The sequence below is a fragment of the Klebsiella sp. CSG-1 genome, from assembly GCF_056521145.1.
In genome coordinates this window covers 43,179-66,526 of the sequence record NZ_JBWNLD010000009.1, presented here as the reverse complement: position 1 = coordinate 66,526, position 23,348 = coordinate 43,179, and the positions used below count along the sequence as shown (strand labels likewise).

Annotated in this window: 18 protein-coding genes; 7 read left to right on the top strand and 11 right to left on the bottom strand. The window is 55.7% G+C overall.

Features of this window, described 5'->3' with window-relative positions:
- Positions 1–36: 36 nt before the first annotated feature.
- From ssnA to AC007G_RS20480, 3 genes are all read right to left on the bottom strand, one after another.
- Positions 37–1,371, bottom strand: a complete 1,335-nt coding sequence (ssnA, locus tag AC007G_RS20490) for a putative aminohydrolase SsnA (protein WP_335290271.1) — start codon at positions 1,369–1,371, stop codon at positions 37–39.
- Positions 1,368–4,472, bottom strand: coding sequence for a putative selenate reductase subunit YgfK (gene ygfK, locus AC007G_RS20485; protein WP_335290270.1), 3,105 nt, complete (start codon positions 4,470–4,472; stop codon positions 1,368–1,370). Before ygfK ends, ssnA begins: the two co-directional genes overlap by 4 nt.
- A gap of 298 nt (positions 4,473–4,770) precedes the next feature.
- Positions 4,771–5,349: an NTP transferase domain-containing protein gene (locus AC007G_RS20480; RefSeq protein ID WP_032687275.1), complete on the bottom strand. Its 579-nt coding sequence runs from the start codon at positions 5,347–5,349 to the stop codon at positions 4,771–4,773.
- Between the two features lie 34 nt (positions 5,350–5,383).
- Here AC007G_RS20480 and yqeC point away from each other — a divergent pair, with 34 nt between their 5' ends.
- Together yqeC and yqeB are read left to right on the top strand one after the other, a co-directional pair.
- Positions 5,384–6,142 (top strand): selenium cofactor biosynthesis protein YqeC, encoded by a 759-nt coding sequence (gene yqeC / locus AC007G_RS20475; protein WP_032696011.1) that lies wholly within the window; start codon positions 5,384–5,386, stop codon positions 6,140–6,142.
- A gap of 41 nt (positions 6,143–6,183) precedes the next feature.
- Positions 6,184–7,809 (top strand): selenium-dependent molybdenum cofactor biosynthesis protein YqeB, encoded by a 1,626-nt coding sequence (gene yqeB / locus AC007G_RS20470; protein WP_047665024.1) that lies wholly within the window; start codon positions 6,184–6,186, stop codon positions 7,807–7,809.
- 86 nt (positions 7,810–7,895) lie between these two features.
- Here yqeB and arcC read toward each other — a convergent pair whose 3' ends face one another.
- The 5 genes from arcC to ygeW form a co-directional block, all read right to left on the bottom strand.
- Positions 7,896–8,828: a carbamate kinase gene (arcC, locus tag AC007G_RS20465; protein WP_335290269.1), complete on the bottom strand. Its 933-nt coding sequence runs from the start codon at positions 8,826–8,828 to the stop codon at positions 7,896–7,898.
- Between the two features lie 12 nt (positions 8,829–8,840).
- Complete coding sequence (gene hydA, locus AC007G_RS20460) at positions 8,841–10,247, bottom strand: dihydropyrimidinase (RefSeq protein WP_142630781.1); 1,407 nt, start codon at positions 10,245–10,247, stop codon at positions 8,841–8,843.
- Between the two features lie 51 nt (positions 10,248–10,298).
- Positions 10,299–11,510, bottom strand: a complete 1,212-nt coding sequence (locus AC007G_RS20455) for a YgeY family selenium metabolism-linked hydrolase (protein WP_142630780.1) — start codon at positions 11,508–11,510, stop codon at positions 10,299–10,301.
- A gap of 62 nt (positions 11,511–11,572) precedes the next feature.
- Positions 11,573–12,772: a diaminopropionate ammonia-lyase gene (gene dpaL, locus AC007G_RS20450; protein WP_032687284.1), complete on the bottom strand. Its 1,200-nt coding sequence runs from the start codon at positions 12,770–12,772 to the stop codon at positions 11,573–11,575.
- Between the two features lie 60 nt (positions 12,773–12,832).
- Entirely contained in the window at positions 12,833–14,020 is a 1,188-nt protein-coding gene (gene ygeW, locus AC007G_RS20445; protein ID WP_142630779.1) for a knotted carbamoyltransferase YgeW, read from the bottom strand.
- A gap of 467 nt (positions 14,021–14,487) precedes the next feature.
- On the opposite strand from ygeW, the gene AC007G_RS20440 reads away from it, so the two are divergent.
- From AC007G_RS20440 to AC007G_RS20425, 4 genes are all read left to right on the top strand, one after another.
- On the top strand, positions 14,488–16,266 hold the full coding sequence (locus tag AC007G_RS20440) for a sigma-54 interaction domain-containing protein (protein WP_032696016.1): 1,779 nt from the start codon (positions 14,488–14,490) through the stop codon (positions 16,264–16,266).
- Between the two features lie 276 nt (positions 16,267–16,542).
- The gene (locus AC007G_RS20435; RefSeq protein WP_032699634.1) at positions 16,543–18,192 is read left to right on the top strand and encodes an OFA family MFS transporter; all 1,650 of its coding nucleotides are present in this window, start codon (positions 16,543–16,545) and stop codon (positions 18,190–18,192) included.
- Positions 18,193–18,404: 212 nt separating this feature from the next.
- Positions 18,405–19,040, top strand: a complete 636-nt coding sequence (locus tag AC007G_RS20430) for a carbonic anhydrase (protein WP_004862810.1) — start codon at positions 18,405–18,407, stop codon at positions 19,038–19,040.
- 163 nt (positions 19,041–19,203) lie between these two features.
- A complete protein-coding gene (locus AC007G_RS20425; RefSeq protein WP_142630778.1) occupies positions 19,204–19,998 on the top strand; it encodes an MBL fold metallo-hydrolase in 795 nt (264 codons plus the stop codon).
- A gap of 71 nt (positions 19,999–20,069) precedes the next feature.
- On the opposite strand, the gene AC007G_RS20420 is transcribed toward AC007G_RS20425, so the two are convergent.
- Both AC007G_RS20420 and AC007G_RS20415 read right to left on the bottom strand, forming a co-directional pair.
- A complete protein-coding gene (locus AC007G_RS20420) occupies positions 20,070–20,954 on the bottom strand; it encodes an SDR family oxidoreductase (protein ID WP_032696018.1) in 885 nt (294 codons plus the stop codon).
- A gap of 65 nt (positions 20,955–21,019) precedes the next feature.
- Positions 21,020–21,154, bottom strand: a complete 135-nt coding sequence (locus tag AC007G_RS20415; RefSeq protein ID WP_255380408.1) for a hypothetical protein — start codon at positions 21,152–21,154, stop codon at positions 21,020–21,022.
- Positions 21,155–21,399: 245 nt separating this feature from the next.
- Here AC007G_RS20415 and AC007G_RS20410 point away from each other — a divergent pair, with 245 nt between their 5' ends.
- Positions 21,400–21,537 (top strand): hypothetical protein, encoded by a 138-nt coding sequence (locus AC007G_RS20410; RefSeq protein ID WP_165457277.1) that lies wholly within the window; start codon positions 21,400–21,402, stop codon positions 21,535–21,537.
- Between the two features lie 9 nt (positions 21,538–21,546).
- On the opposite strand, the gene AC007G_RS20405 is transcribed toward AC007G_RS20410, so the two are convergent.
- Entirely contained in the window at positions 21,547–23,157 is a 1,611-nt protein-coding gene (locus AC007G_RS20405; protein ID WP_046852347.1) for an FAD-NAD(P)-binding protein, read from the bottom strand.
- Positions 23,158–23,348 lie beyond the last annotated feature (191 nt).

Sequence of the window (23,348 nt, the reverse complement as noted above, 5' to 3'; positions counted from 1 at the left end):
GGCGCAGAGACCGGGTTCTTTTCCTGCCAGGGGGCGTCAGGCCAGGGCATCCATCCGCTTCCACATCTTCGCCGCAACCTTTCTGGCTTCGGCAAACATCGGTTCGCAGTCAAAGGTAAACTGACGATCTTCGTAAACCATGACTCCGTTGACCATGACGCTATGAACGTTGCTGCTCCCCATCCCGAAGGCAATGTGGCCGGCAATATTTTCAGCGATAAACGGCGTGGGCGGGGCGTAATCGCTGATGGTCAGGTCCGCCTTGTAACCGGCTTCGATACGACCAAACTTCGCCTTGAAGTTACGGCTGAGCAGTTCATTACCATTGCTTAATGCGCGGGCAAAGCTATCCGGCCACAGCGGGCCGCCGGCATCACGATGTTTGAAGAAGGCAAACTTAAGCTCCTCGAACATATCAGAACCCATCCCGTCGGTACCGAGCGCCAGGTTACGGAACGCCGCCAGACGCTGGTTATAGCCCACATGATTGTTCATGTTAGAACGGGCATTATGTACCAGGAACCCGTCATGGGCATTCAGCAGCTCAATATCCCTGGTGGAAAGATACAGCCCGTGGGCGATCAGCGTTTTGTTGTCGATCAGATCGAAATCAGCCAGCCTCACCAGCAGATCTTTTGCATAATGATGGTGGCTGTGGGAGACATCGTAGCGGTCTTCCGCCGCGTGAATATGCAGCCCGCGGCCGGTTGTCTTCAGGGCCTCGTTTAGCATGCTCAGGCCCTCATCCGGGACAGTGAACGGCGCATGAGCGCCGATATGGGCCTCCACCAGATACGGGGTATCGCCTTTTTCCCTTGCGCTGTCTATTTCGCGAGCAAAGCGAATGTTTTCCTCAACGCCAGCCTGTAACTCTTTGGCGCCGCCGTTGCGATCCGTTGTTTCGAAGCAGGTCATGCCGCGTAGCCCAACCTTCAGAAAGGCCTGACGCAGTTGACTGAGCGACCCGGCAATATAATCCGGAGACGCGTGATGGTCGATAACCGCAGTACAGCCGCTGCGAATGGCCTCCAACGAGCAGATGAGTCCGCTGTAGTACAGCGACTCTTCATCCAGCGCTCGATCGAGCCGCCACCACAGGTTTTTCAGCGTCGAGATAAAGTCCGGACAGGGGGCGATGTCGGCCTGGATACCGCGTGATAAGCCCGAATAGAAATGGTTGTGAGAGCACACGTTGCCAGGCATGACCAGGCGGCCCTGCATCTCTTTAACGCTGGCCTGCGGATAGCGCCGGCATTGCTCCGGACCGACATCGATAATGGTCTCATTTTCGATAACGATATCGACATTTTCCACGACTTTCGCCGGGTAAAGTTGCGCGACAGTCGCATTTTTAAGAATCAGGATACTCATACTTCGACGCCTCCCAGCAGATAGCGATGGTGGAGATGAACATGGCTGATAATGCGGCACATATCGGTAAGCGGTGGCGGTACGTCGTTAAACTGGCCGCCTTCGTCGATATTCAGCAGCCAGATCCGATCGTTTTGTCGCACGTGAACCTGGTTCGCCTCGACAAGAAAACCCGGGTTCGTGCTGTTGCCGAAATCCTCGGGCAGACTAAAGAGGGTGATTTTGTCTTTGTATGGCTTGCCCTGCCATGGGCAGAACTGGGCGCAGTTACCGCATTCGTTGCAGAAGGCGTCAAGGTGCAAGGTCTGGTAACGATTCTGGAACCCTGGCACCGCGATTGAGACGTTGGCACGGTTTGGGCAGACATCCACGCACTTGCTGCAGAGGTAATTGCATTCGAGGCAACGGGAGGCCTCCTGGGCCACGAATGCATCTCGATCGTCTTTGTTTACCATGGCTACGGCAATGGTCCCTTTCCGGCGGTAGACTTCCGCCGGATTGACGTTATTCCAGCGTTTATCGCCATGGTGACTGAGGATATTCTCGCGGGCCAGAATCGTATCCGTTGCCCGGCGGGCATTGCCGATTGCGGAAACAATGGAGGAGGGGCCGCGCTGCACATCGCCGATCAGGAAGACGTTGGCCTTAGCGGTTTCACCATTGAGATCGACAACGGGCCAGCCATGTTCATTGAGCGGAATACCCATCGTCGCGAGGGCATCGCGGTCCTGCTGTTCGCCGATGGCGGTTATCAGGGTATCGACCTGCAGCGTGCAGGTCTCGGCGGTTTGTAGCGGGCGGCGGCGCCCCTTTTCATCGGCTTCGCCGAGCGTCATGACGCGCAGCGTCAAGGTGCCATCGGCGTTAAACTCTTCCGGGTTGTTCAGAAAACGGAACTGAACGCCATCATCAACGGCTTCTTCATACTCCTCACGCCAGGCAGGCATCTCCTGCTGTGAACGGCGATAAACGATCGTGACCTTCTCCACACCGGGGACGCGCAGGGCCGCGCGGGCGCAGTCCATTGCGGTATTTCCCGCACCAATAATAGCCACATGCTTCCCCAGCTTCAGGTTGTCGCCGCGGTTATACTCCCGCAAAAACTGTAGCGATTTTCGTACGTTAGGGTTATCACCGCCTAGCGGGACACCGCTGTTCTTATCGGTACCGGTTCCCACCAGAACGTAGTGGAATCCTTCCTGCTGCAGCTTTTCAACGCTCAGATGCGGATCGCAGCCGTAGACCAGATTCACCCCATGCCGGATCACAAAATCGATATCATGTTCGACAAGCTCTGCGGGAATACGAAATTGCGGGATGATATTGCGCACCACGCCGCCGGCATTGGCTTCGCGTTCAAAGAGCGTCACCGGATGCCCGGCGCGGGCGAGAAAATAACCGGCGGCCAATCCTGCCGGGCCAGCGCCAATCACCGCTACCGGATGTCGGGTGCCGGAGCCTGCGGGTTTATGCCAGCGCTGCTGATATTCCTCCCAGCCTTTCTCCAGGGCGATTTTTTTCAACTCACGAATGTGAAGTGCGCTCTCGTAGTCCAGACGAGTACAGTTGTACTGACACTGATGGTCGCAGATATGACCGGTAATGGCCGGCAGGGCATTGCGCTGATAAATCAGCTCCAGCGCGTCGGCATAGCGCTGTTCGCCCATCAGACGGATATATTCCGGGATATCCTGCTTAATAGCGCAGGCGGTAACGCATGGTGCGACGTAGCAGTCGGTGAGGGGCAGTTTCTCGCCGACATCAATACGGTCATTGGGTTTCCAGTGTTTTTGGGTGTACGCCATACTGACGGCTTTTTCCGCCAGCGCATTCAACCGCGTGACGTCCACCTGGGTCATCTTCCAGCCGTCAGACTGCTCCAGTTCGCGCATACATTCGCTAAGCCGCAGGTAGCCTCCCGGCTTCAACAGGTCCGTCGCCATCGTGATCGGATGAATCCCCGTGGCAAAAATTTCGCGAATATTGAGCTGGCTGGCGCCTCCTGAGTAGGAGATGGGCAGCTTGCCGTCAAAAGCGCGGGAAAGAAGAGCGGCAACATTGATGGACAGCGGGAACAGCGCGCGACCGGACATATACATCTCATCTCCCGGCAGCGCGCCTTTGTTGTTGACGGTGCCGAGCGTATTGGTCAGCTTCACGCCGAAGCCGAGATGCTTCTCTTTTGCCAGTTGCATCAGGCGTTCCAGCATAGCTAATGCCCGATCGATTTTCAGATCATGGTCAAAGGACTCTTCATTGAGCGCGATATAGCCAAAGCCGCAGGTATCAAGAATTTCACGTACCCGGGGATAGCCGAGAAGCGTCGGGTTGAGTTTGACGAAGGTATTGAGGTTTTTCTCTTCCAGCATATAGCGACAAATGGCTTCAATTTCATCCGGCGGACAGCCATGCATCGTCGACAGCGTTACGCCGTGTACCAGGGTGGCGGGGATCCTGTGTGCCAGCGTGTCGAGCCGTGGACGGATATCATCGCCGGGGAAGCGGAGAAGGAACCTCTCGTCATGCAGCCAGCGGTCGAGAATATCGCGATAGAGGGAAAACTCAGGTTGCTTGCTGGCATTCATCATGGTGTTGATAAACTGCTGCATCGGCGGCTGCTTGATACCGTCAAGGTTATAACCCACGCTCATATTGAAAATAAATGATTTGCCGCCCTTCATCGGCGTGAGCGGGAAAATCTCTTCCAGCAGGTGTAGAATAAACCACGCTTTCAGGTACTCATCAGCCGCCTTTTTCAGGGTAAATTCGGTCGACCATTCCGTATTAAAACATTCATCTTCGGCGTCGATACACGGTTTTTCCAGCTCAAGCCGATCGAGAATCTGCACGGTTTTCAGTTCAATAAACCGACCGCCGGTTAACCAGCTGGTGATAATATTTTGCGCCAGCTGGGTATGCGGTCCGGCGGCAGGTCCAACGGGGGTTGCACAACTCTCGCCGAACACGGTGAGTCGATTCGGGCTTGCCGGCGAGTAAAATTGCTGTTCAGGAATACCAAATATCGAGCGATGGTTTTGGTATTCATCAAAGATACGCGTCAATAATGCCTCAAACGGGACGGGACGCATGATATCTCCCATAACCCTCTCCTTAGATTAATCGGTGAACGAATATTATCGGGGAAACGATCTTTCCGACGAATTGGGAGAGCTGGAGCAACAATCGCACCAGTTATTTAGCCATTGAGCTAAGCGGATACGAATCTGTGAGAGAGATCTAAAGTTAATGACGCTTTATGAAATACATCACGTTACGCTAATGCGAATTCAAATCACTCAGCAAAATGAATTGTGCTTATTTCTCAAAATCAACGTTTATCTATCACAATGATAATTTACGTTATCGCGTTAAACGCGCTCATGAGACGCGAGGGCATCGCTACGAGCAACGCGGGCTATTTTGCAGGCGAATAAAATCGGCAGGGGTATCAATATCAAAAATAATTTCCGGATATTCCAGTTCCAGCCGTTGATGCCGACCGCTGAGCAGAGCCTGGCGGACAGATGAACCGTCAGAATGGTTCAGCCGCTGTTGCAAATAGCGGCGGGCAACGAGAATGGGATGGCCCGGTATTCCTTGATAATACGGAAGAATTGAACCGTTATAGCGCAACGGCCACAGGGTGCGGAATACCTCAGCGCGGATACAAGGCAGATCGCCGTGGGTGATAAAGCAGTATTCGCTTTTTACGGCGCGGGCCCCGCAGATCACGGAAGAGAGCAGCCCGTGTTGATAATCCGCATTATGCACCAGCGTTATCCTGGGGTTGTTACTATAGCGTGTCTGCAGTTCCTGCGCGTGAAAACCCGTCACCAGAATAATACGTGAGCAAAACTGCAGGGCATTTTTAATACTTGCATCAAGTATTGTTCCCTCTTGCCAGGGTAACATCATTTTCCACTGCCCCATTCGTGAGGACAACCCGGCGGCGGTAATAATACAGTCGATCGGCTTCATAGCTCTCTTTAAATAATGGAAGTGAACCTGATTAATGGAAAATATACCGCAAGATGACGCCTTGTTTTGTGATTTAGGTGCATCTGCCAGCCCGTTACTTATTTCCGCCGTTGGCGCGGGTGGCAAAACCAGTACGTTGTTGTGGCTGGCTGAATTATTTGTCCAGGCCGGACGACGGGTCCTGTTGACCACCACCACGCATATGTCTCTACCGGAGCAGATGCCGGTTGTTATCTGTCGCGCCCCGGGGCGGCTGCCGGCAGTCGTCTGGCAGCCGCCGCTGCTGGCCTGTTTTTCCGCATGGCTGCCGCAGGCTGGAAAAGTAAAGGGTTTTACCGGCGAGCAACTTGATGGACTGGTGGCGCAGGCTCACGTAGACGTGGTGCTGGTAGAAGCCGACGGCGCTCACGGTTTTGCACTTAAAGCGCCAAACGAGCATGAACCTTGCATCCCTGATTCAAGTCGCTGCGTCATTGCCGTGACGGGAGGCGGGTTGATTGGGCAATGTATTGGTCCTGGGACGGTTCATCGCTGGCCCTTTTTTTGCCGAATAACCGCCGCCGTACCCGGTGACAGGCTGAGCTGGCAGATGCTGCATCGTTTCATTCGGCATCCTGAAGGGGCCTTTAAAGATACGCCGCCGGGTGTCCGGCGCATCTGGTTACTTAATCAGCTTTCTCAAAATGATAATTTGCTGACAGCCGACCTGCTGGTTGATGGCGATGTTGATGCCATCTGGGCGGGATCCGTTCAGGAGCGTCCGGCAATCACGCGCAGACGAGTGAGAGAGTGAGGTTCACTCTGGGATGAAAAGGGATAGCCATCGAGGTTGTTATGAATATTTTCTCAGAAGCTGCAAGACTCGAAGAACAGAATCGCCCGTTTGCGCTGGCGCAGATTGTTGACAGCAGAGGCTCAACGCCCAGGCACTCAGCGCAGATGTTGATCCGCGCTGACGGGACCATTGCGGGAACCATAGGCGGCGGTATGGTGGAGCGAAAAGTGATTGATGAGGCACTGGTGGCGCTAAGTGAGAAGACGTCGCGAATGTTTCACGGCAGGATGGCGCGCAACGGGACCGATGCCGTTGGCTCTGACTGCGGAGGCGCGATGTCGGTTTATATCAGCGTGCATGGCCTGCGGCCGCGCCTGGTGCTGATCGGCGGCGGACACGTCAACCGCGCAATTGCGCAAATTGCGGCGCTGGTGGGGTTCGAAATCGCTGTTGCCGATATCTATCGGGAGAGCCTCAATCCTGATTTCTTCCCCCCGTCGACCCAGCTGTTGCATGCAGAAACCTTTAGTTGCGCGTTAGACAAGCTGGACATTGGCCCTGACAATTTTGTCCTCATCGCCACCAACAATAAAGATCGCGAAGCGCTGGATTGGCTGATTACCCAGCCAGTGGCCTGGCTGGGTCTGTTGGCCAGCCGCCGTAAGGTTCAGGTTTTTTTACGTCAACTGCGTGAAAACGGGATTGCGGAAGATCACATTGCGCGGCTGCATGCGCCGGTGGGCTATAGCATTGGCGCCGAGACGCCAAACGAGATAGCCATCAGCGTCCTGGCGGAGATCCTGCAGGTGAAAAATCAGGCCGCGGGTGGCCTGATGATGGCGGTGGATCATCCCTCACAGCATCTGCGGGTGGTGATTCGCGGTGCCGGAGATATTGCTACCGGGGTGGCGCTGCGGCTCTGGCATGCCGGATTTAAGGTGATCATGCTCGAGGTTGAAAAACCGACGGCGATCCGCCGCAGCGTGGCCTTTGCCCAGGCGATATTCGACGGTGAGGTGACGGTGGAGGGCGTTGTTGCCCGGCGCGCCGCGTCGGTACATGAGGCTATGCGCATCGTTGAAAATGGGGCCATCCCACTTCTGGTCGACCCATCGTGTCACTCCCTGCGCGACCTGAGGCCCGCCTGCGTGGTGGATGCGATTCTGGCGAAGGAAAACTTCGGTACTCATTGCGGGCTGGCCCCGGCGGTGATCGCGCTTGGCCCCGGTTTTTGCGCCGGGAAAGATTGCCACGCGGTAATTGAAACCCATCGGGGCCACTGGTTAGGCCAGGTGATATACCACGGCTGCGCCCAGGCGAATACCGGGATCCCGGGCAACATTCAGGGGCACACCTCGCTGAGGGTGATCCGCGCCCCGGTGGCCGGCGTGCTGCAGGGGCGGGTGCGGCTGGGCGATATTGTCAACGAAGGGGAGACGATCGCCACCATCGGTGACAGGGAGATTCTGGCTCCGCTGGGCGGCATGGTGCGGGGGTTATTAAACGATGGCCTGGTGGTTAACAGCGGTTTCAAAATCGGTGATATCGACCCGCGAGGCGCCGACGCCGATTATACCAGCGTATCGGATAAGGCCAGAGCGATTGGCGGTGGCGTGCTTGAAGCGCTAATGACGCTAATGCATCGCGGCGTTAAGGCGAAAGAAGCGGTGTTGACGGTCGCCTGAGCCTGATATCCCGCGGGCTTGTCCGGTAAAAATCGCCCGGAACATCACCGGGCGTATTCAGGGTTGCTGGTCATATCAGGCATCGTTTAACCAGCAATCACCGTTCCGGTTTTGCCTTCAATTCCTTCCTGAGCCTTGCTCAGCACCGTAATCAGGGCTTGACGTCCGGGACGGGAGCGCGCGAACGAGGCTGCCGCTTCAACCTTCGGGAGCATAGAACCTTTCGCGAAATGGCCTTCGCGAATATAGCGTTCGGCATCGCTATGCGTGAGCGTATCCAGCCACTGCTCATCCGCTTTGCCAAAGTTGATGGCGACTTTCTCCACCGCCGTCAGGATAATGAGCATATCGGCGTCAATCATCGCTGCCAGTTTAGCGCTGGCCCAGTCTTTATCAATCACCGCGCTGGCACCCCGCAGGTGATGGCCTTCACGAATGACGGGGATACCGCCGCCGCCCACGGTAATCACCACATGACCCGCTTCCATCATCGCTTTCACCGTCTCTTTTTCGATGATATCCACCGGTTGCGGCGAGGCGACAACGCGGCGGTAGCCGCGGCCGGCATCTTCTTTCATGGTGTACCCCTGGCGGGTCAGCTGTCTGGCTTCTTCTTCGCTAAAAAAGGAACCGATAGGTTTGGTTGGATGTTTAAATGCGGGGTCGTTGGCGTCCACTTCGACCTGGGTTATCAGCGTTGCCACGGGCACGCTCATTCCTCGGGAAAGGAGCGCTTCACGTAGTGCGTTTTGTAAGTCGTAGCCAATGTAGCCCTGGCTGAGGGCGACGCAGACCGACATGGGCAACATGGGGGTGTGCGCTTCAGTTTTCGCGGCGGCTTCAAAAGCGAGGTTAATCATCCCCACCTGCGGACCATTTCCGTGAGTCACCACCACCTGGTGTCCCTGAGCAATCAGGTCAACGATGGCCTGCGCGGTTTGTTTAACGGCCTGCATTTGCCCGGCCAGATCGTCCCCTAAGGCATTTCCGCCAAGGGCGAGAACAATTTTCTTACTCATTCATTCCTCACTTTAGGGTGCATTTCCGCTTATGGGAGCGTTAGCGATTGAAAAGGGATGGCGGCGCAAGAAACGCCCCTGGCCTGCGGTGCCGGTAAAGTGACCGTTATCGAAGATCACTCTGCCGTGAGACAAGGTCTGGCGAATAGCGCCCTGGCAGATAAACCCCTCCCACGGGGAATAGTCAGCGTTGTCATGCAGCATTTCATGACGAATGGTGGTCGTCCGCCGCGGATCGATGATCACCACATCGCCATCGGCGCCGGGCGCCAGCAGCCCTTTTTTCGGCCACAGGCCGAACAGCTTTGCCGGCGTCGCGCTGGTGAGCGCCACGAAACGTTCGGCAGAAATACGTCCGGTCATCACCCCATGGGAGAACAGGAGCAGCAAACGATTTTCGACCCCCGGCAGACCGTTCGGACAGCGGCTGAAATCGCCACCGGAAAGCTGCTGGCGTTGGGCCATGGAGAAAGCACAGTGATCGGTGGCGACGACATCAATCGCGCCATCGCTGATACCGCACCACAGGGCATCGTTATGCCTGGCGTTACGCAGCGGTGGACTGAGCAGAAACTGCAAGGCATCTTCACGTTCATAGCAGCGTTCGTCGAGCAGCAGATACTGTGGGCAGGTTTCTACCCATACCGGCTGATGGCGGGTTTGGGCAAGACGTAGATAGTCCAGACCCAGACTATTGGAGAGATGCACGATGTATAGCGGCGCGTTGCCCGCAAGTTGTGCCAGATTGATCATCCGCGCGATGGCTTCGGCTTCGCACTCAAACGGGCGACTTAAAGCGTGATAGCGCGGGGCGGTTTTACCGGCGGCGAGAAACTCAGCGCGCTTTTGCGCAATAGCGGCATCATTTTCCGGATGAACGGTCGTTAATGCCCCGGCCCGCTGTAGATGACGCATCGCCTGCAGCGCCTCGTCATCATTGAGTTTGTACTGGTAGGTCAGGTAGAGCTTAAAGCTGCTGATCCCCGCCTCGACCATCATCGGGATCTCATCAAGAATCGCGTGATTAATATGCTGGATAACGCCATGAAAACTGTAGTCAATCACCGCTTTATAAGCGGCATATCCGTGGTAGGCCTCCAGCTGGTGGCGTAACCGACAGCCGGCAGGGCCGAAGCCCATATGATCGATGATGGTTGTTGTACCGCCACACGCGGCGGCGCGGGTACCGGTAAAAAAATCATCACAGCTGCGGGCGAGTCCGGTATCAATATTAAAGTGGGTATGAACATCGATGCCGCCGGGCATCACGTAGCAACCTTCGGCATCGATAGTGTCGCACGGTTGGTCAAGCGTTATCTGGTGGGCCAGGCGGCTGACCAGACCGTTTTCAATGAGCAAATCCTGTTTAGCCCGGCCGTCGGCATTGACGACGATGCCATTTTTAATCAGTACGCGCATAAACACTCCAGACTCCCGTCGCCAAGCGACGGGAGGCGTTGCAGACAATGATTATTCCGTGGCCAGCCAGCTAAGCGGAATGGCGGCATACATCGCGGCACAGGTCACCAGATGGGATTTCCAGGTTTTCTCATTAGGCGCATGCGCTTCCGGTTCTTTACCTGGACCAAAACCGATGACCGGAATGCCGTGACGGCCCATGATGGAGACGCCGTTGGTAGAGAACGTCCATTTATCAACGACCGGTGCTTTGCCAAACAGCCCTTCATAGGCATTGCTGAGCGCGCGGACGGTGAAGTGGTTCTCTTCCACTTTCCAGGTCGGGAAATAGCACTCGGTCGGGTAGACCAGGCCAGTCCAGGAGGGACGGTCATAGTTGTACATCGACACCACCGCGTTTGCGTTTTGTACGGCGGGCAGGGCGCGGATTTCCGCCAGCGCCCCTTCCCAGGTTTCCCCCCAGGTCAGGCGCCGGTCGATGGAGATAGCGCAGCTGTCGGCAACGGCGCAGCGGCTTGGCGAGGTGAAGAAAATTTCCGAAACGGTCAGGGTGCCTTTACCCAGGAACTCATCATTGCCCAGTTTGTGCGAGAGATCCTGCAGTTCATTGAGGATTAGCCCCATTTTGAAAATGGCGTTATCGCCGCGTTCCGGCGCGGAACCGTGGCAACTGATGCCATGGACATCGACGCGAATTTCCATACGCCCGCGCTGACCTCGGTAGATCTGACAGTCCGTTGGTTCGGTGCTGACGACAAACTCCGGGCGAATACCTGACTGCTCGATGATGTACTGCCAGCACAGCCCATCGCAGTCTTCCTCCTGAACGGTACCGGTGACCAGCAGGGTGTACTCATCTTCCAGTCCGAGGTCTTTGATAATTTTACCGGCATAGACCATTGAGGCCATTCCGCCTTCCTGGTCCGACGTTCCACGACCGCCGATTAACTCATCGGTCTCCATGCCTTCATAGGGATCGAAATTCCAGTTTTTGATGTTGCCGATGCCGACGGTATCGATATGTGCGTCCATCGCGACCAGACGCGGGCCATGGCCGATATAACCAAGAACGTTGCCCATCGGGTCGATGACCACTTTGTCGAAGCCGACCTTTTCCATCTCTTCTTTAATGCGATGGACCACGCGTTTTTCATCACAGCTTTCGCTCGGTATTGCCACCATGTCCCGGAGAAAACGGGTCATGTCCTGTTGGTAGTGGTTTGCTTTTTCAAGAATCAGTTTGAAGGGAATGTGCCTGGCCATGAATCAGTTCTCCAGTTTTTGTTTCCCGCTCAGCGGGATGAATTTGTCAGTGTTTTGAGGAATTATTGGGCCGCCGGATATTTACCTTCCCAGACGACTTCCCGGTAGTGCTTCACATCGGTATCGCCTTCCGTACTGATAACCAGCACCACGGAGTGGCTATCCAGTCCGAGCTTATTCATCAGCGCTTCGCGCTGTGGGTGAAAATGTACGGCGCAGAGAATGCCCAGACCGACAGCGCCAGACTCTCCGGAAATCACCCGTGGATCGGTACCGAGAGGATTACCCAGTACGCGCATCCCGAGCGCGGCTACGGCATCCTGACAGGAGATAAACTGGGTGGCGCAGTTGCGTAGAATGTCCCAGCCCAGCGGGTTGGGTTCGCCGCAGGCCAGGCCCGCCATAATCGTGGCCATGCTGCCGCCAACGTTGACGATTTGACCTTTGACGCCTGAACGGTAGAGACAATCCGCCAGCTCCGGCTCAACGATAACCGAATGCAGATCGCGTGCGCCGAAGACGTCCACCAGATAACCGAGCACGCCGCCGGCCATCGCGCCGACGCCAGCCTGCAGGAAGACGTGGGTCGGACGAGCAATGCCCATTGCCGCCATCTGCTCTACCGCTTCATCGGCGAGGGTGGCGTAACCTTGCATAATCCAGGTCGGGATTTTGGTATATCCCTCCCAGGCGGTGTCTTGTACCACCTCCCAGCCGTTTTGCCGGGCAGTTTGCATCGTGAAGCGTACGGTATCGTCATAGTTCATCTCGGTGACGATACACCTGGCGCCAAGCCGCAGGATGGCATCAACGCGCTCCTGGGCCGATCCTTTGGGCATATAGATAACGGCATTCTGACCCAGCTGCTGTGCCGCCCACGCCACGCCGCGTCCGTGGTTACCGTCGGTGGTGGTGGCAAAGGTCATCTTTTCTTTTGTACTGGCTTTGAAGGTAGCGAATGAGAACGCGTTGATATCCAGGTGATATTTTTCGCACAGCAGCTGTGCGATAGCGTAGGCGCCGCCCAGCATTTTGAATGCGTTCAGACCGAAACGCTGCGACTCGTCTTTGACCAGAATCGTACTCACGCCAAACAGAGCCGCCAGCGACTTAAGGGCATACAGCGGCGTCGGTTCATATCCGACGATTTTTTGATGAAAATGGCGCGCCTGTTGCGCCTGCTGGCGCGAAAACAGCGGCGATGCTTCGCCGGTAAAAAAACGGTTTTCGGCAATATCCATTTTCAGTGAGAAAGCAGACATACACTGTCCTTATCCTTCATGCGGAGGCTGTGATGCTGGCCTGCAGGCCAGCCTGATAGGTTACTTGACGCGTTTTTGCGCTTCGTTGAGCAGTTGTTCCAGCAACTGACCTGGTCTGGCGTATTTGCGGCACAAAATCATGGCGGCGATGATGTATGGCTTCCAGCTGGCTTCTTTGTAGGTGGCGATCCGGTATTTTTCGAAGACGGCTTCGGTGACTTCCCCCTCGTCGCAGGAGACGCCGGTGATATCGGCAGGCAGACAGTGCATATATAGCGCCTCGCCGCCTTGAGTCTGCGCCATCATCTCTTCAGTACAGTGCCAGTCTTTATGGTTGGCGTTTTGCGCCAGGCAGGCCTGCTCCAGGGCTTTTAACCCGGCATGATCGTTAGCGCGCAGCAGTTCGGTGCGTTTTTCCATCACCTTATAAGGCGCCCAGGACTTCGGATAAACAATGTCCGCATCCTTAAATGCTTCCGCCATATCGGTGACCTGACGGAAGTGACCGCCAGAAGCTTTGGCGTTGTTTTTCGCCACGTCGATGACGTCCGGAATCAGATCGTAGCCTTCCGGATGTGCCAGAGTGACGTCCATACCAAAGCGGGTCATCAGACCGATAATTCCCTGAGGTACCGAGAGAGGTTTGCCGTAACTTGGCGAGTAGGCCCAGGTCATGGCGATTTTTTTACCTTTCAGGTTTTCCAGCGATCCGAAATGTTCACGCAGCCAGGCAAGATCGGCCATTGCCTGCGTCGGGTGGTCAATATCGCACTGCAGGTTAATGAGGGCCGGGCGCTGCGGCAGTACGCCCTGTTGGTATCCGTCATCCAGCGCGTCGCCGACTTCACGCATGTAGGCATTGCCGGCGCCAAGATACATATCATCGCGAATACCGATAACATCGGCGCAAAATGAGATCATATTGGCGGTTTCGCGAACGGTTTCGCCGTGGGCAATTTGTGATTTGCCTTCATCCAGGTCCTGCTGCGCGAGACCTAACAAATTCAGCGCTGAGGCATAGGAGAAGCGAGTGCGGGTTGAGTTATCGCGAAAAACAGAAATTCCCAGCCCGCTATTAAACACCTGGGTGGCAATATTCTCTGCGCGCAGCGTCTTTAAGGCTTCGGCAACATCCAGCACCTGTTTCAGTTCATCCGGAGACTGCTCCCACGTCAGCAGGAAGTCTTTATCGTACAGGTTGGAGTTGAGGTGGTTGATATCCTTAATCAGTTCGTTAACAGTTTTCATTTTTAGATCCTGGTAGTGAATGACGAGCTTAATGATTGCTGTGCGGTCGGGAGCGGCGAGCGTGAAGTGGCGACGGCCAGCGCTGTATATTCACTAACAATAACTGTGCCAGTTCCTGATAAAGAGGCAGGCGCAGAGATAAATGGCCGTAATTATGCGATGACGATCACGTAAACATCGGTGAACCTGGGGGTGAGGTAAATAAGATTCATTTTCGTTATGCTGGCTTGAATGCGGTTTCTTTTATTCACAGGCAACTGAGTGGGGGGAGAAGAGACGGGTTTATCGTCAAATTGATAAAAACCCTCTGCGAATTCTCATATTGATATGAAAATGTGATATCGCCTCCATATTTCCGTCAAAGAGTGAAAAGGGGATTTTATCTGCATCAAATACTTCCCACCCTGGGGTAGTATCATCGGGAAAGAATAAAGATAGTTTTCGGTTAGTGAGAGTAAGGGTTCATTATGATTTCCTCTAACACCTTATCCGTATTGATGCAAATTCAACCCACAATTCAACGATTTGCTCGTATGCTTTCCAGCGTTCTTCAGCTTGAGGTCGAGATTGTCGATAACACACTCTGTCGCGTCGCCGGGACAGGGGCGTACGGGAGGTTGCTTGGAAAAAAGTTGAATGAAGATTCGCGACTTTTGCGTTACATAATAGAAACAAAAAAAGACAAAGTTGTTACCCATTCACGTTTTGATCCCCTTTGTAAAGGATGTGCCAGCAAAGAGAATTGCAAAGAGAAAGCGTTTCTTGGCACGCCTGTTATTTATCAGGGGCAGTGCGTGGGCGTTATTAGCCTTATTGCGTTAACCCGCGAGCAGCAGGAGCGAATTAAGGACAATCTCCACGAATTCTCCGATTACGTTCGCCATGTCTCATCAATATTTGTTTCGCGGTTGCTGGAAGGTCAGGGCAGTAGCGATAATATTCAAAAAATATTTTTGACCATGATTGAAAATATGGATCAAGGGGTGCTGGTGGTTAGCCTCGATCAAAAGATAAAATTTGCTAACCAGACGGCATTAAAGATTCTTGGCGTGAATCAGGGAAATATGGTTGGCAAAACGATTACTTTTCGCCCGTTAACCTTTGAACATAATTTTGTTCGCGGCCATATGCAGCATGTGATCTCCTTTGATGACAAGAAAGAACTTATTATCGGGCAGCTGCATGCTGTTCAGGATCAGTGGCTATTCTTAATGGCGTTTCATCAATCGCACGCCACGACGGATTTCAGTTCGGCGCAGGACGAGCCGCAGATTGAGCAGCTGATTGGCGAATGTCGCCCGATGCGTCAGTTGAAAAAACTGATTAGCCGCATAGCGCGCGGTCCGTCCAGCGTGATGGTTGCTGGCGAAAGCGGGACCGGAAAAGAGGTTGTCGCCCGCGCCATTCATAAGCTGAGCGACCGACAGGCAAAGCCGTTTATTGCTATCAACTGTGCGGCTATCCCGGAACAGCTGCTGGAGAGCGAGCTGTTTGGTTACGTAAAGGGGGCATTTACCGGCGCGTCGGCTAACGGTAAACCCGGGCTGATACAGGCGGCGAATCACGGTACGCTGTTTCTCGATGAGATTGGCGATATGCCGCTTACCCTGCAGGCAAAGCTGCTAAGAGCAATTGAGTCGCGTGAGATCCAGCCGGTAGGGGCCAGTCACCCGGTTCCGGTTGATATCCGCATTATTTCCGCCACCAACCAAAACCTGGCGCAGTTTATCGCCGAGGGTAAATTCCGTGAGGACCTCTATTACCGGCTTAACGTGATTCCGTTAAGGTTGCCGCCGCTACGCGAGCGGCAGGATGACATCGAGCTGCTCATTCACCATTTCCTGCAGCTGCATACCCGCCGTCTCGAGCTGGTCTATCCCGGCGTCTCTCCCGAGGTAATCGGTTTGCTTAAGCGCTATCATTGGCCTGGCAATATCCGCGAGCTAAGCAATTTGATGGAGTATCTGGTCAACGTTGTGCCATCTGGTGAGGTGATTGATGCGTCATTGCTTCCTCCTAACTTAATCTGCAGCGGTAAAACCACCGGGCGCGATGCCAGCCTGCCAGGCGAGGCAGCGGAGGTTAAAGAGGAAGAGGGCAGTACGGCGCTGGAAGCGATGGAAAAACAGATGATTCGCGACGCTCTGACTCGCTACAGCAATAAGAAGCAGGCAGCGGATGAGCTGGGAATTGGCATTGCCACGCTGTATCGCAAAATTAAAAAGTACGAACTGATTGGCATCTGATTCGTGAACGGGCAAGGATAGCCCTTATGCTAAACGTGTGCCCGAGTGGCGGCGGGTTATCACTCTGAGAGCGGCAATTATCAAAATCATCTCTTCTTTACTCCGGCTTGTGGTTTGACTCATTCACTGCTGCCTGTGAGGCCAACAGCGGGCAGTGCTTGCTCGCTTCAGTCTTCATTTCTGTCTGTTTTTTAACCAGGTGGCGTCATTATTGCTTTGTAACTCTGTCTTCGGCCGCTGAGGCCGCCGGTTAGCAAACATGATAAGGACAGGATTATGGCGCAACTCAATGAGAATACACCTCCCTTAGCCGTATCACCGATCACCCCCTTTTTTGCAAAGTCTCGCATCATTGCCCGCCCCGGATTTAACCGTTGGCTGGTCCCTCCGGCGGCGTTAGCCGTGCATTTATGCATCGGTATGGCTTACGGCTTTTCCGTCTTCTGGTTGCCAATGTCGCAGTTAATTGGCGGTATACAACCTCTGCAGTGTCCGGCTGAGATGTCATTCTGGCAGCAGCTATTGACCCGAGAATGTGACTGGAAAATTTCGCTGCTGGGTTGGACCTATACCTTGTTTTTTGTTTTCCTTGGCTGCGCCGCGGCACTCTGGGGAAGCTGGCTGGAAAAAGTCGGTCCGCGACTGGTGAGTCTCGTCGCGACGCTGTGCTGGTGCGGCGGGTTGCTGCTCTCCGCTCTGGCCATTTACAGTCATCAGCTGTGGCTACTGTGGCTGGGAGCCGGAGTGATTGGCGGTATTGGCCTGGGGCTGGGCTACATAGCGCCGGTTTCTACGTTACTGCGCTGGTTTCCGGACAAACGTGGGATGGCTGCCGGCATGGCGATCATGGGCTTCGGCGGCGGAGCACTGGTTGGCGCGCCGCTGGCGAACTGGCTGATGAACTTTTTTGCCGGTCCGCAAGGAAACGGCGTCTGGCAGAGTATCCTGGCGCTGGCGGGGATCTACTCGCTGTTTATGTTGTGCGGTACGTTTGGCTACCGTTTGCCGCCGATGGGCTGGCATCCCTCGGGGGAGAAAGCGCAAAAAGTGATGCGTAATCATTCCACCATACAGGTACATGTCAGCGTGGCGTGGCGAACGCCCCAGTTCTGGCTGCTGTGGCTGGTGTTGTGGTTGAATGTCACCGCCGGTATCGGCATTTTGGGTATGGCCTCACCCATGCTGCAGGAGATTTTTGCCGGAAAGCTCCTCTCGCAGGACCTGAGCTGGAATGAATTAAGTGGCGAACAGTTGAAGCGGATTGCGACGATGGCCGCCGGATTCACCGGCCTGCTCAGTTTGTTTAATATTCTGGGCCGTTTCTTCTGGGCTTCGGTGTCGGATATGTGCGGCAGAAAGACCACTTTTGCCTTAATCTTTTTTCTGGGGGCGTTGTTATACGGGACGTTGCCGCTGACCAACCACGGTGGCTATGTGGCGCTTTTCGTCTGCGCGCTGTGCGTCATTATTTCGATGTATGGCGGCGGCTTTGCCACCATTCCGGCTTATCTGGCCGATGTCTTTGGCTCTCAGATGGTTGGCGCGATTCACGGTCGTCTGCTGACCGCCTGGTCCGCTGCCGGCATTAGCGGGCCGGTGCTGGTGAATTATCTGCGAGAATATCAGCTGGCGCAAGGCATCGCCCCGGCGCGGATCTATGATATTACGCTGCTGGTCTTGACGGCATTACTGGTTATGGGTTTCATCTGCAACCAGCTTGTGCGCCCGATTGCGGAAAAATATGCCATGACCGCCGAACAGCAGCAGCAGGCTAAGGGCATGTATACCATTAATGCTAACGCGCAGCTGACGTGGGAGGCCCGTCCCTCCGTTGTGCTACTAACGTTAAGCTGGTTTGCTGTGGGTCTACCGCTGCTGTGGGGGATGGGAACGACGTTGCAACAGGCGATAAAATTTTTCATATAGCGAGGCGATCGTGCGCATGCGGACGCAACGCATCCATTACGCTGCCGGAGGCGTGAGTTCGCCTGTATTTCTGAACAGCCCCGCAGAAACGATCGGGGCTGCAACATATAGATTCCATTTGAATAACGATTCCTATTCTCTGCTGCGGTGATACACTGACAAACTGTGATCTTTGTCATACCGTAATTCATACCGAGAAAAGAGACACTGCTATGCAACATATCATTGAGGGTTTCCTCAACTTCCAGAAAGAGATCTTCCCGCAGCGTAAAGAGCTCTTCCGTAGCCTGGCCTCCAGTCAGAATCCCAAAGCGCTGTTTATCTCCTGTTCTGACAGCCGCCTGGTACCGGAACTGGTGACCCAGCAGGAACCGGGACAGCTCTTTGTCATTCGTAACGCGGGGAATATCGTGCCCTCGTTCGGGCCAGAGCCGGGCGGCGTTTCCGCGACTATCGAATATGCCGTTGTTGCCCTGGGCGTCACCGATATTGTGATCTGCGGCCATTCCAACTGCGGCGCGATGACTGCGGTTGCGACTTGTCAGTGTCTGGATCCGATGCCGGCGGTGGCGCATTGGTTGCGCTATGCCGATGCGGCAAAAGCGGTGGTCGAGAAAGGCACCTGGAACAGTGAAATCGATAAAGTGAATGCGATGGTGCGGGAAAACGTCATCGCACAGCTGAACAACATCAAAACTCACCCGTCGGTTGCCGTGGGTCTGCGCGATAAGGCGCTGCGCCTGCACGGCTGGGTCTACGATATCGAAAGCGGGGCGATTGGCGCGCTGGATAAGAACACCAAAACCTTCGTATCGCTGTCGGAGAACCCGGCCGTCTACTTCGAGTAATTTCTCTCATCAGGGCAGGGAAGCCCTGGATCTCAGCATCCCGTTTTTTGACTGGTCCCCCCATTTTTCCCCTGTGGCTTTCCCGTCGCCTGCATCATGACCGACCGTCATCGCGCATTTGCCATACTCATGACTGCTTTACCATCGTGCAGGAGGGGGAATAATGATTAAGCTGTGTGAAACGTGCGGCACGTCGTATGACGAAACAAGAGCCACAATCTTACGCTGCAAGATTTGTGACGATGAGCGGCAGTATGTCCCGGTCAGCGGACAGGCGTGGATAGCCTTTGACGATCTCATCAGCCGTCATACCAACGCCTGGCAGCAGCATGACCATGCGCTGTTTAGCCTTAAAACCGTTCCCCGGTTCGCTATCAATCAGCGCGCCTTTCTGCTCAGAACGCCGCAGGGCAATATTCTGTGGGATTGCATTGCCAATCTCGATGCTGCCACGAGGGCGTTGATAACGGCGCTCGGCGGTATTGATGCTATCGCGATTTCCCACCCCCATTACTACACCACCATGCAGGATTGGGCGGCCGCCTTTGATGCACCGGTCTATCTGCATGCCAGCGATAGCGAGTGGATCGTGCGCCATAGCCCGGCGATTCGCCTGTGGCAGGGCGATGCGCTTGAGCTATGGCCCTCGGTGCAGCTGTTGCGACTGGGCGGCCACTTTGCCGGGGGAACCGTTCTACACTGGCGCGAGGGCGATGGCACGCTGCTGGTGGGCGACATCCTGCAGGTGACTCCCGGCGCGGATGCGGTCTCTTTTATGTGGAGCTACCCAAATATGCTGCCGTTGCCCGCGCCGGTAATTGAAAGCATCAGGCAGCGGCTGGCCGGCGTGCGGTTTAGCCGACTGTACGGCGCCTTCGAAGGGCAAGATATGCCGAAAAACGCGCACGAAAGGGTACAACGTTCCGCAGAGAAATATCTCGCCTGCCTGCGTGGATGACGCCTGTTAATAGCGATGAGAAGCCCTTTTGGACAGGACTCCTCTGCGTTGCGCCTTGCCGAAAATGGCCGCTATAACACCCCGTCGCCGCCATCCGAGCACCAGACCTGGCCTGAGGTGAAGGAGCAGGCGTCAGAAGCGAGGGTCACATACAGCGGGGCGATCTCTACCGGCTGGCCCGGGCGGCCCAACGGCGTATCGGCGCCGAACTGGCGGACTTTTTCCTCCGGCTGGCCGCCGCTCGATTGCAGCACCGTCCAGTAGGGGCCGGGAGCGACCGCGTTGACCCGAATGCCTTTCGGCCCCAGCTGTTTGGCCAGCGATTTGGTAAAGGCCACCAGGCAGGCTTTGGTCTGCGCATAGTCAAAGAGAATCGGGCTGGGCTTAAAGGCCTGCACGGAAGAGGTATTGATGATCACGCTTTGGGCCTGAAGATAGCGCAGCGCGGCTTTGGTTATCCAGAACGGCGCGTAGACGTTAGTCTTAAAGGTGGCGTCGAAATCGGCGGTCGAGAGATCTTCCAGCGATTCACAGTACTGCTGGCGCCCGGCGTTATTGACCACGATATCGAGGCCGCCCAGCTGACTGGCGGCTTGTTCCACCAGCGTCTGGCAAAACGCTTCGCTGCGAATATCGCCGGGAAGCGCCACCGCTTTGCGCCCTTCGGCCGCGATCAGGGCGATGACCTCCCGGGCATCAGGTTCCTCTTCCGGCAAATAGTTTATCGCCACGTCGGCGCCTTCGCGGGCAAAGGCGATCGCCACCGCGCGGCCAATGCCTGAGTCGCCGCCGGTAATCAGCGCTCTTTTTCCCGTAAGCCGCGCGGAACCGAGGTAACTGCTCTCACCGTGATCCGGTACAGGGACCATTTCTGATGCTAAACCGGGCGGCGTTTGCGGCTGGTCGGCAAAAGGGGGCTGGGGATACGGGGCTGTGAGTGTTGCGTTATCGCTCATAGGGTCCTCCTGCGTAAAACCTTAAGGATAGGCCGGATGACGCACGGTGGGCGGGAGTTGGGTCATTAATGTGCCGCTTGCGCCACGGCGAATATCGGCACTAAAAGAGCATTGCGGCGGGTAATATGTTGATTGCCGGGCAGGTTTGCCAACAGGCGATGCGTGTCGGATAGCGCTGTTTTTAGGATGATTCTCGCCATTTAATTGAGAATCCCTTTCAATAAGATGGCGCGGTGAAGCGGCTCTCCGTCGCCGCCGGCGTACCAGTTCCATAACCACTGTCGGGTGCGGACCCGGTGTAACTCATTTCGCTTGTTAAAACGCATCCTGGCAACCAGGCTTTATAAGGCTGGTTGAGGAACCTGCGCAGGACCTTTTCCTGCCGCCGGCTCACCAACAACCGCAATCACCCACGCTGCTACCGGAGGTATACATGAGGGGATTGATGGCGACTCACGCCGCAGAGCGCGGCAGCCGCCCGGAAAAAGAGGACCCGCGCGAGCAGGGTGAAATCCCGCGTAAACGCGATGATAGCGAGGATCATCAGCAAGATCCTTATCACCCCGCTCCCGGGCAGCGCTAAGATGCACGATCACAGGTCTGTCTGTGGCAAACGCCTGCGACGACGGGACGCCGGCCGGGAAATGGCGCCGGCCATGGCTTCAGCCATCTCGGCGCAGGCGGTAATGCCCTGTACAAACGGCTGATCGTGCATTAGCCACGGCAGCGCCGCAAATGCCACACGCCCTCGTACCTCCGCAGGCTCCTGTAACGTGTAGTCGTCCCCGACGTCCGGGATATCGTCGCCGGTGGCCTGCAGCTGCTCCCGTAACGTCGGGAAGGGCAGATCTTTCGTTTTGAGCGCTCTTTGCCCGCGCGCATCGATAAAGACATCATAGGTGGCGCGGTTTTCCCGGGTGGTAATCACCGTTTTGTCCTCTTCGATCGCCATCTGGTAATCCTCGCCGAGGGCGAGGATACGGATGACCCCGGCTTCACGGAGCGCCAGCAGGCGGCGGATCGACTCTGACGGAATAGCGGCGTAATTATCGATGAACACCCGGGCGAGCCCGGCGCTAAAGCGCTGACTATCCCGCTCATCCAGATGCGGGACAATCTCCTGTACGGCCTCATGCAGCCGGAGGATGACATAGCGCCACGCAACGGTGTATTTCTCGCGCTTGTTGCGTTCGACTTCCATAAGGTTGGCCTGCGCCCAGTGAAACGGGTCATGTTGGCGCCGTTCACGGAACCACGCGTCGCTGAAGCTATCGGCGTTCAGCGTCGGGAGGGCGATGCTGGCGCTCCATTGCGGATCGGCGCGGTCGATCTCCTCAGCCATCAGCCGGAAGACACGGTCAAGTAAACCTTCTGAACCGGCGGCAATCGCCTTTTCCAGCGCTTCAGGCGTCACTACCGCAAGCGGTTCATAGGGAATCGGGCAGTAAAAATCCGCTTCCGGTAAAATACCGGAGCGCGACATCAGGACGATATTCAGCGCTTCGCTGGCCGGATTGAGCCTGAACTGCAGCGGTCGATCGGCGGATTCGACAAACTCGCCGTGCTGAACCACGACGGCCATCGCGGCATCAATACCGCTCAACGAGGTGCCCATGATCCCGACCCTGCACGCCGGGATCTCTGCATCCATCAGGCCGGACCACGGGCTAGGGAAGAAGGTGCGGGTGGACTCCTCGTCAGCGGGCCAGACGTGGCCTGTGGCGATGACCGCCAGATCGAAGCGTTCCGCCGCCGGCTCACCTTGCGCCCATACCCTGACGCCTTCTGCCGTAGCCTGCAGGTCGGTGACCTCACAGGATTCATGCACCGTTAGCGGGAAGCCCTGTTGTTTGGCTCTGGCTGCCAGGCCGATAAACTGGTCGCGAAAATACTCACCAAGCAGGATACGCGGAAGAAACTGGCGAACATGCAGCGAATCATCGCTGACGCCATAGCGGGCAAGATGCTCCTTGCTTTGCTGTTTCAGCCAGTCGATATAGGTACAGAGGATCGGTGGGATTTCAATACTGGCGATATTGGCCAGCATCATGCGCGAGTTTTCTTCGTCGCTGTATGGCATGCCGACACCGGCCTGACGCGCCTGCTCATAGACCGTCACCGCCAGCGGCTGCTGATACTTTAACAGGGAAAAAAGGGTGTAAATCCCGGTGGGGCCAGCGCCGATAATCGCAATTTTCTTCATGCATAATCACCCGTGATAAACGTTCTTCCATTGCAGTTTCCCGCCTGCCGGACGGTTAACCGGGCAAAGCGATCTGCGCCTGAGGTACAGCAGCGGGAGCCGGGTTTAAGTGTGGCCGAAAACCCCGGCGCTAGCCAGCTGGATGCATGCGGGCTGTGCGCCTCCCTCGGCTTGTGGTGACGGGCAATAAA

Coding starts and splice junctions, on each gene's coding strand:
- yqeB (WP_047665024.1), top strand. CDS start 6,184: ATGAATATTTTCTCAGAAGCTGCAAGACTCGAAGAACAGAATCGCCCG.
- arcC (WP_335290269.1), bottom strand. CDS start 8,828: ATGAGTAAGAAAATTGTTCTCGCCCTTGGCGGAAATGCCTTAGGGGAC.
- AC007G_RS20420 (WP_032696018.1), bottom strand. CDS start 20,954: ATGAGCGATAACGCAACACTCACAGCCCCGTATCCCCAGCCCCCTTTT.
- AC007G_RS20410 (WP_165457277.1), top strand. CDS start 21,400: ATGGCGACTCACGCCGCAGAGCGCGGCAGCCGCCCGGAAAAAGAGGAC.
- dpaL (WP_032687284.1), bottom strand. CDS start 12,772: ATGTCTGCTTTCTCACTGAAAATGGATATTGCCGAAAACCGTTTTTTT.
- ygfK (WP_335290270.1), bottom strand. CDS start 4,472: ATGGGAGATATCATGCGTCCCGTCCCGTTTGAGGCATTATTGACGCGT.
- AC007G_RS20430 (WP_004862810.1), top strand. CDS start 18,405: ATGCAACATATCATTGAGGGTTTCCTCAACTTCCAGAAAGAGATCTTC.
- yqeC (WP_032696011.1), top strand. CDS start 5,384: ATGGAAAATATACCGCAAGATGACGCCTTGTTTTGTGATTTAGGTGCA.
- AC007G_RS20440 (WP_032696016.1), top strand. CDS start 14,488: ATGATTTCCTCTAACACCTTATCCGTATTGATGCAAATTCAACCCACA.
- ssnA (WP_335290271.1), bottom strand. CDS start 1,371: ATGAGTATCCTGATTCTTAAAAATGCGACTGTCGCGCAACTTTACCCG.
- AC007G_RS20435 (WP_032699634.1), top strand. CDS start 16,543: ATGGCGCAACTCAATGAGAATACACCTCCCTTAGCCGTATCACCGATC.
- AC007G_RS20480 (WP_032687275.1), bottom strand. CDS start 5,349: ATGAAGCCGATCGACTGTATTATTACCGCCGCCGGGTTGTCCTCACGA.
- AC007G_RS20455 (WP_142630780.1), bottom strand. CDS start 11,510: ATGGCCAGGCACATTCCCTTCAAACTGATTCTTGAAAAAGCAAACCAC.
- ygeW (WP_142630779.1), bottom strand. CDS start 14,020: ATGAAAACTGTTAACGAACTGATTAAGGATATCAACCACCTCAACTCC.
- AC007G_RS20415 (WP_255380408.1), bottom strand. CDS start 21,154: ATGGCGAGAATCATCCTAAAAACAGCGCTATCCGACACGCATCGCCTG.
- hydA (WP_142630781.1), bottom strand. CDS start 10,247: ATGCGCGTACTGATTAAAAATGGCATCGTCGTCAATGCCGACGGCCGG.
- AC007G_RS20425 (WP_142630778.1), top strand. CDS start 19,204: ATGATTAAGCTGTGTGAAACGTGCGGCACGTCGTATGACGAAACAAGA.
- AC007G_RS20405 (WP_046852347.1), bottom strand. CDS start 23,157: ATGAAGAAAATTGCGATTATCGGCGCTGGCCCCACCGGGATTTACACC.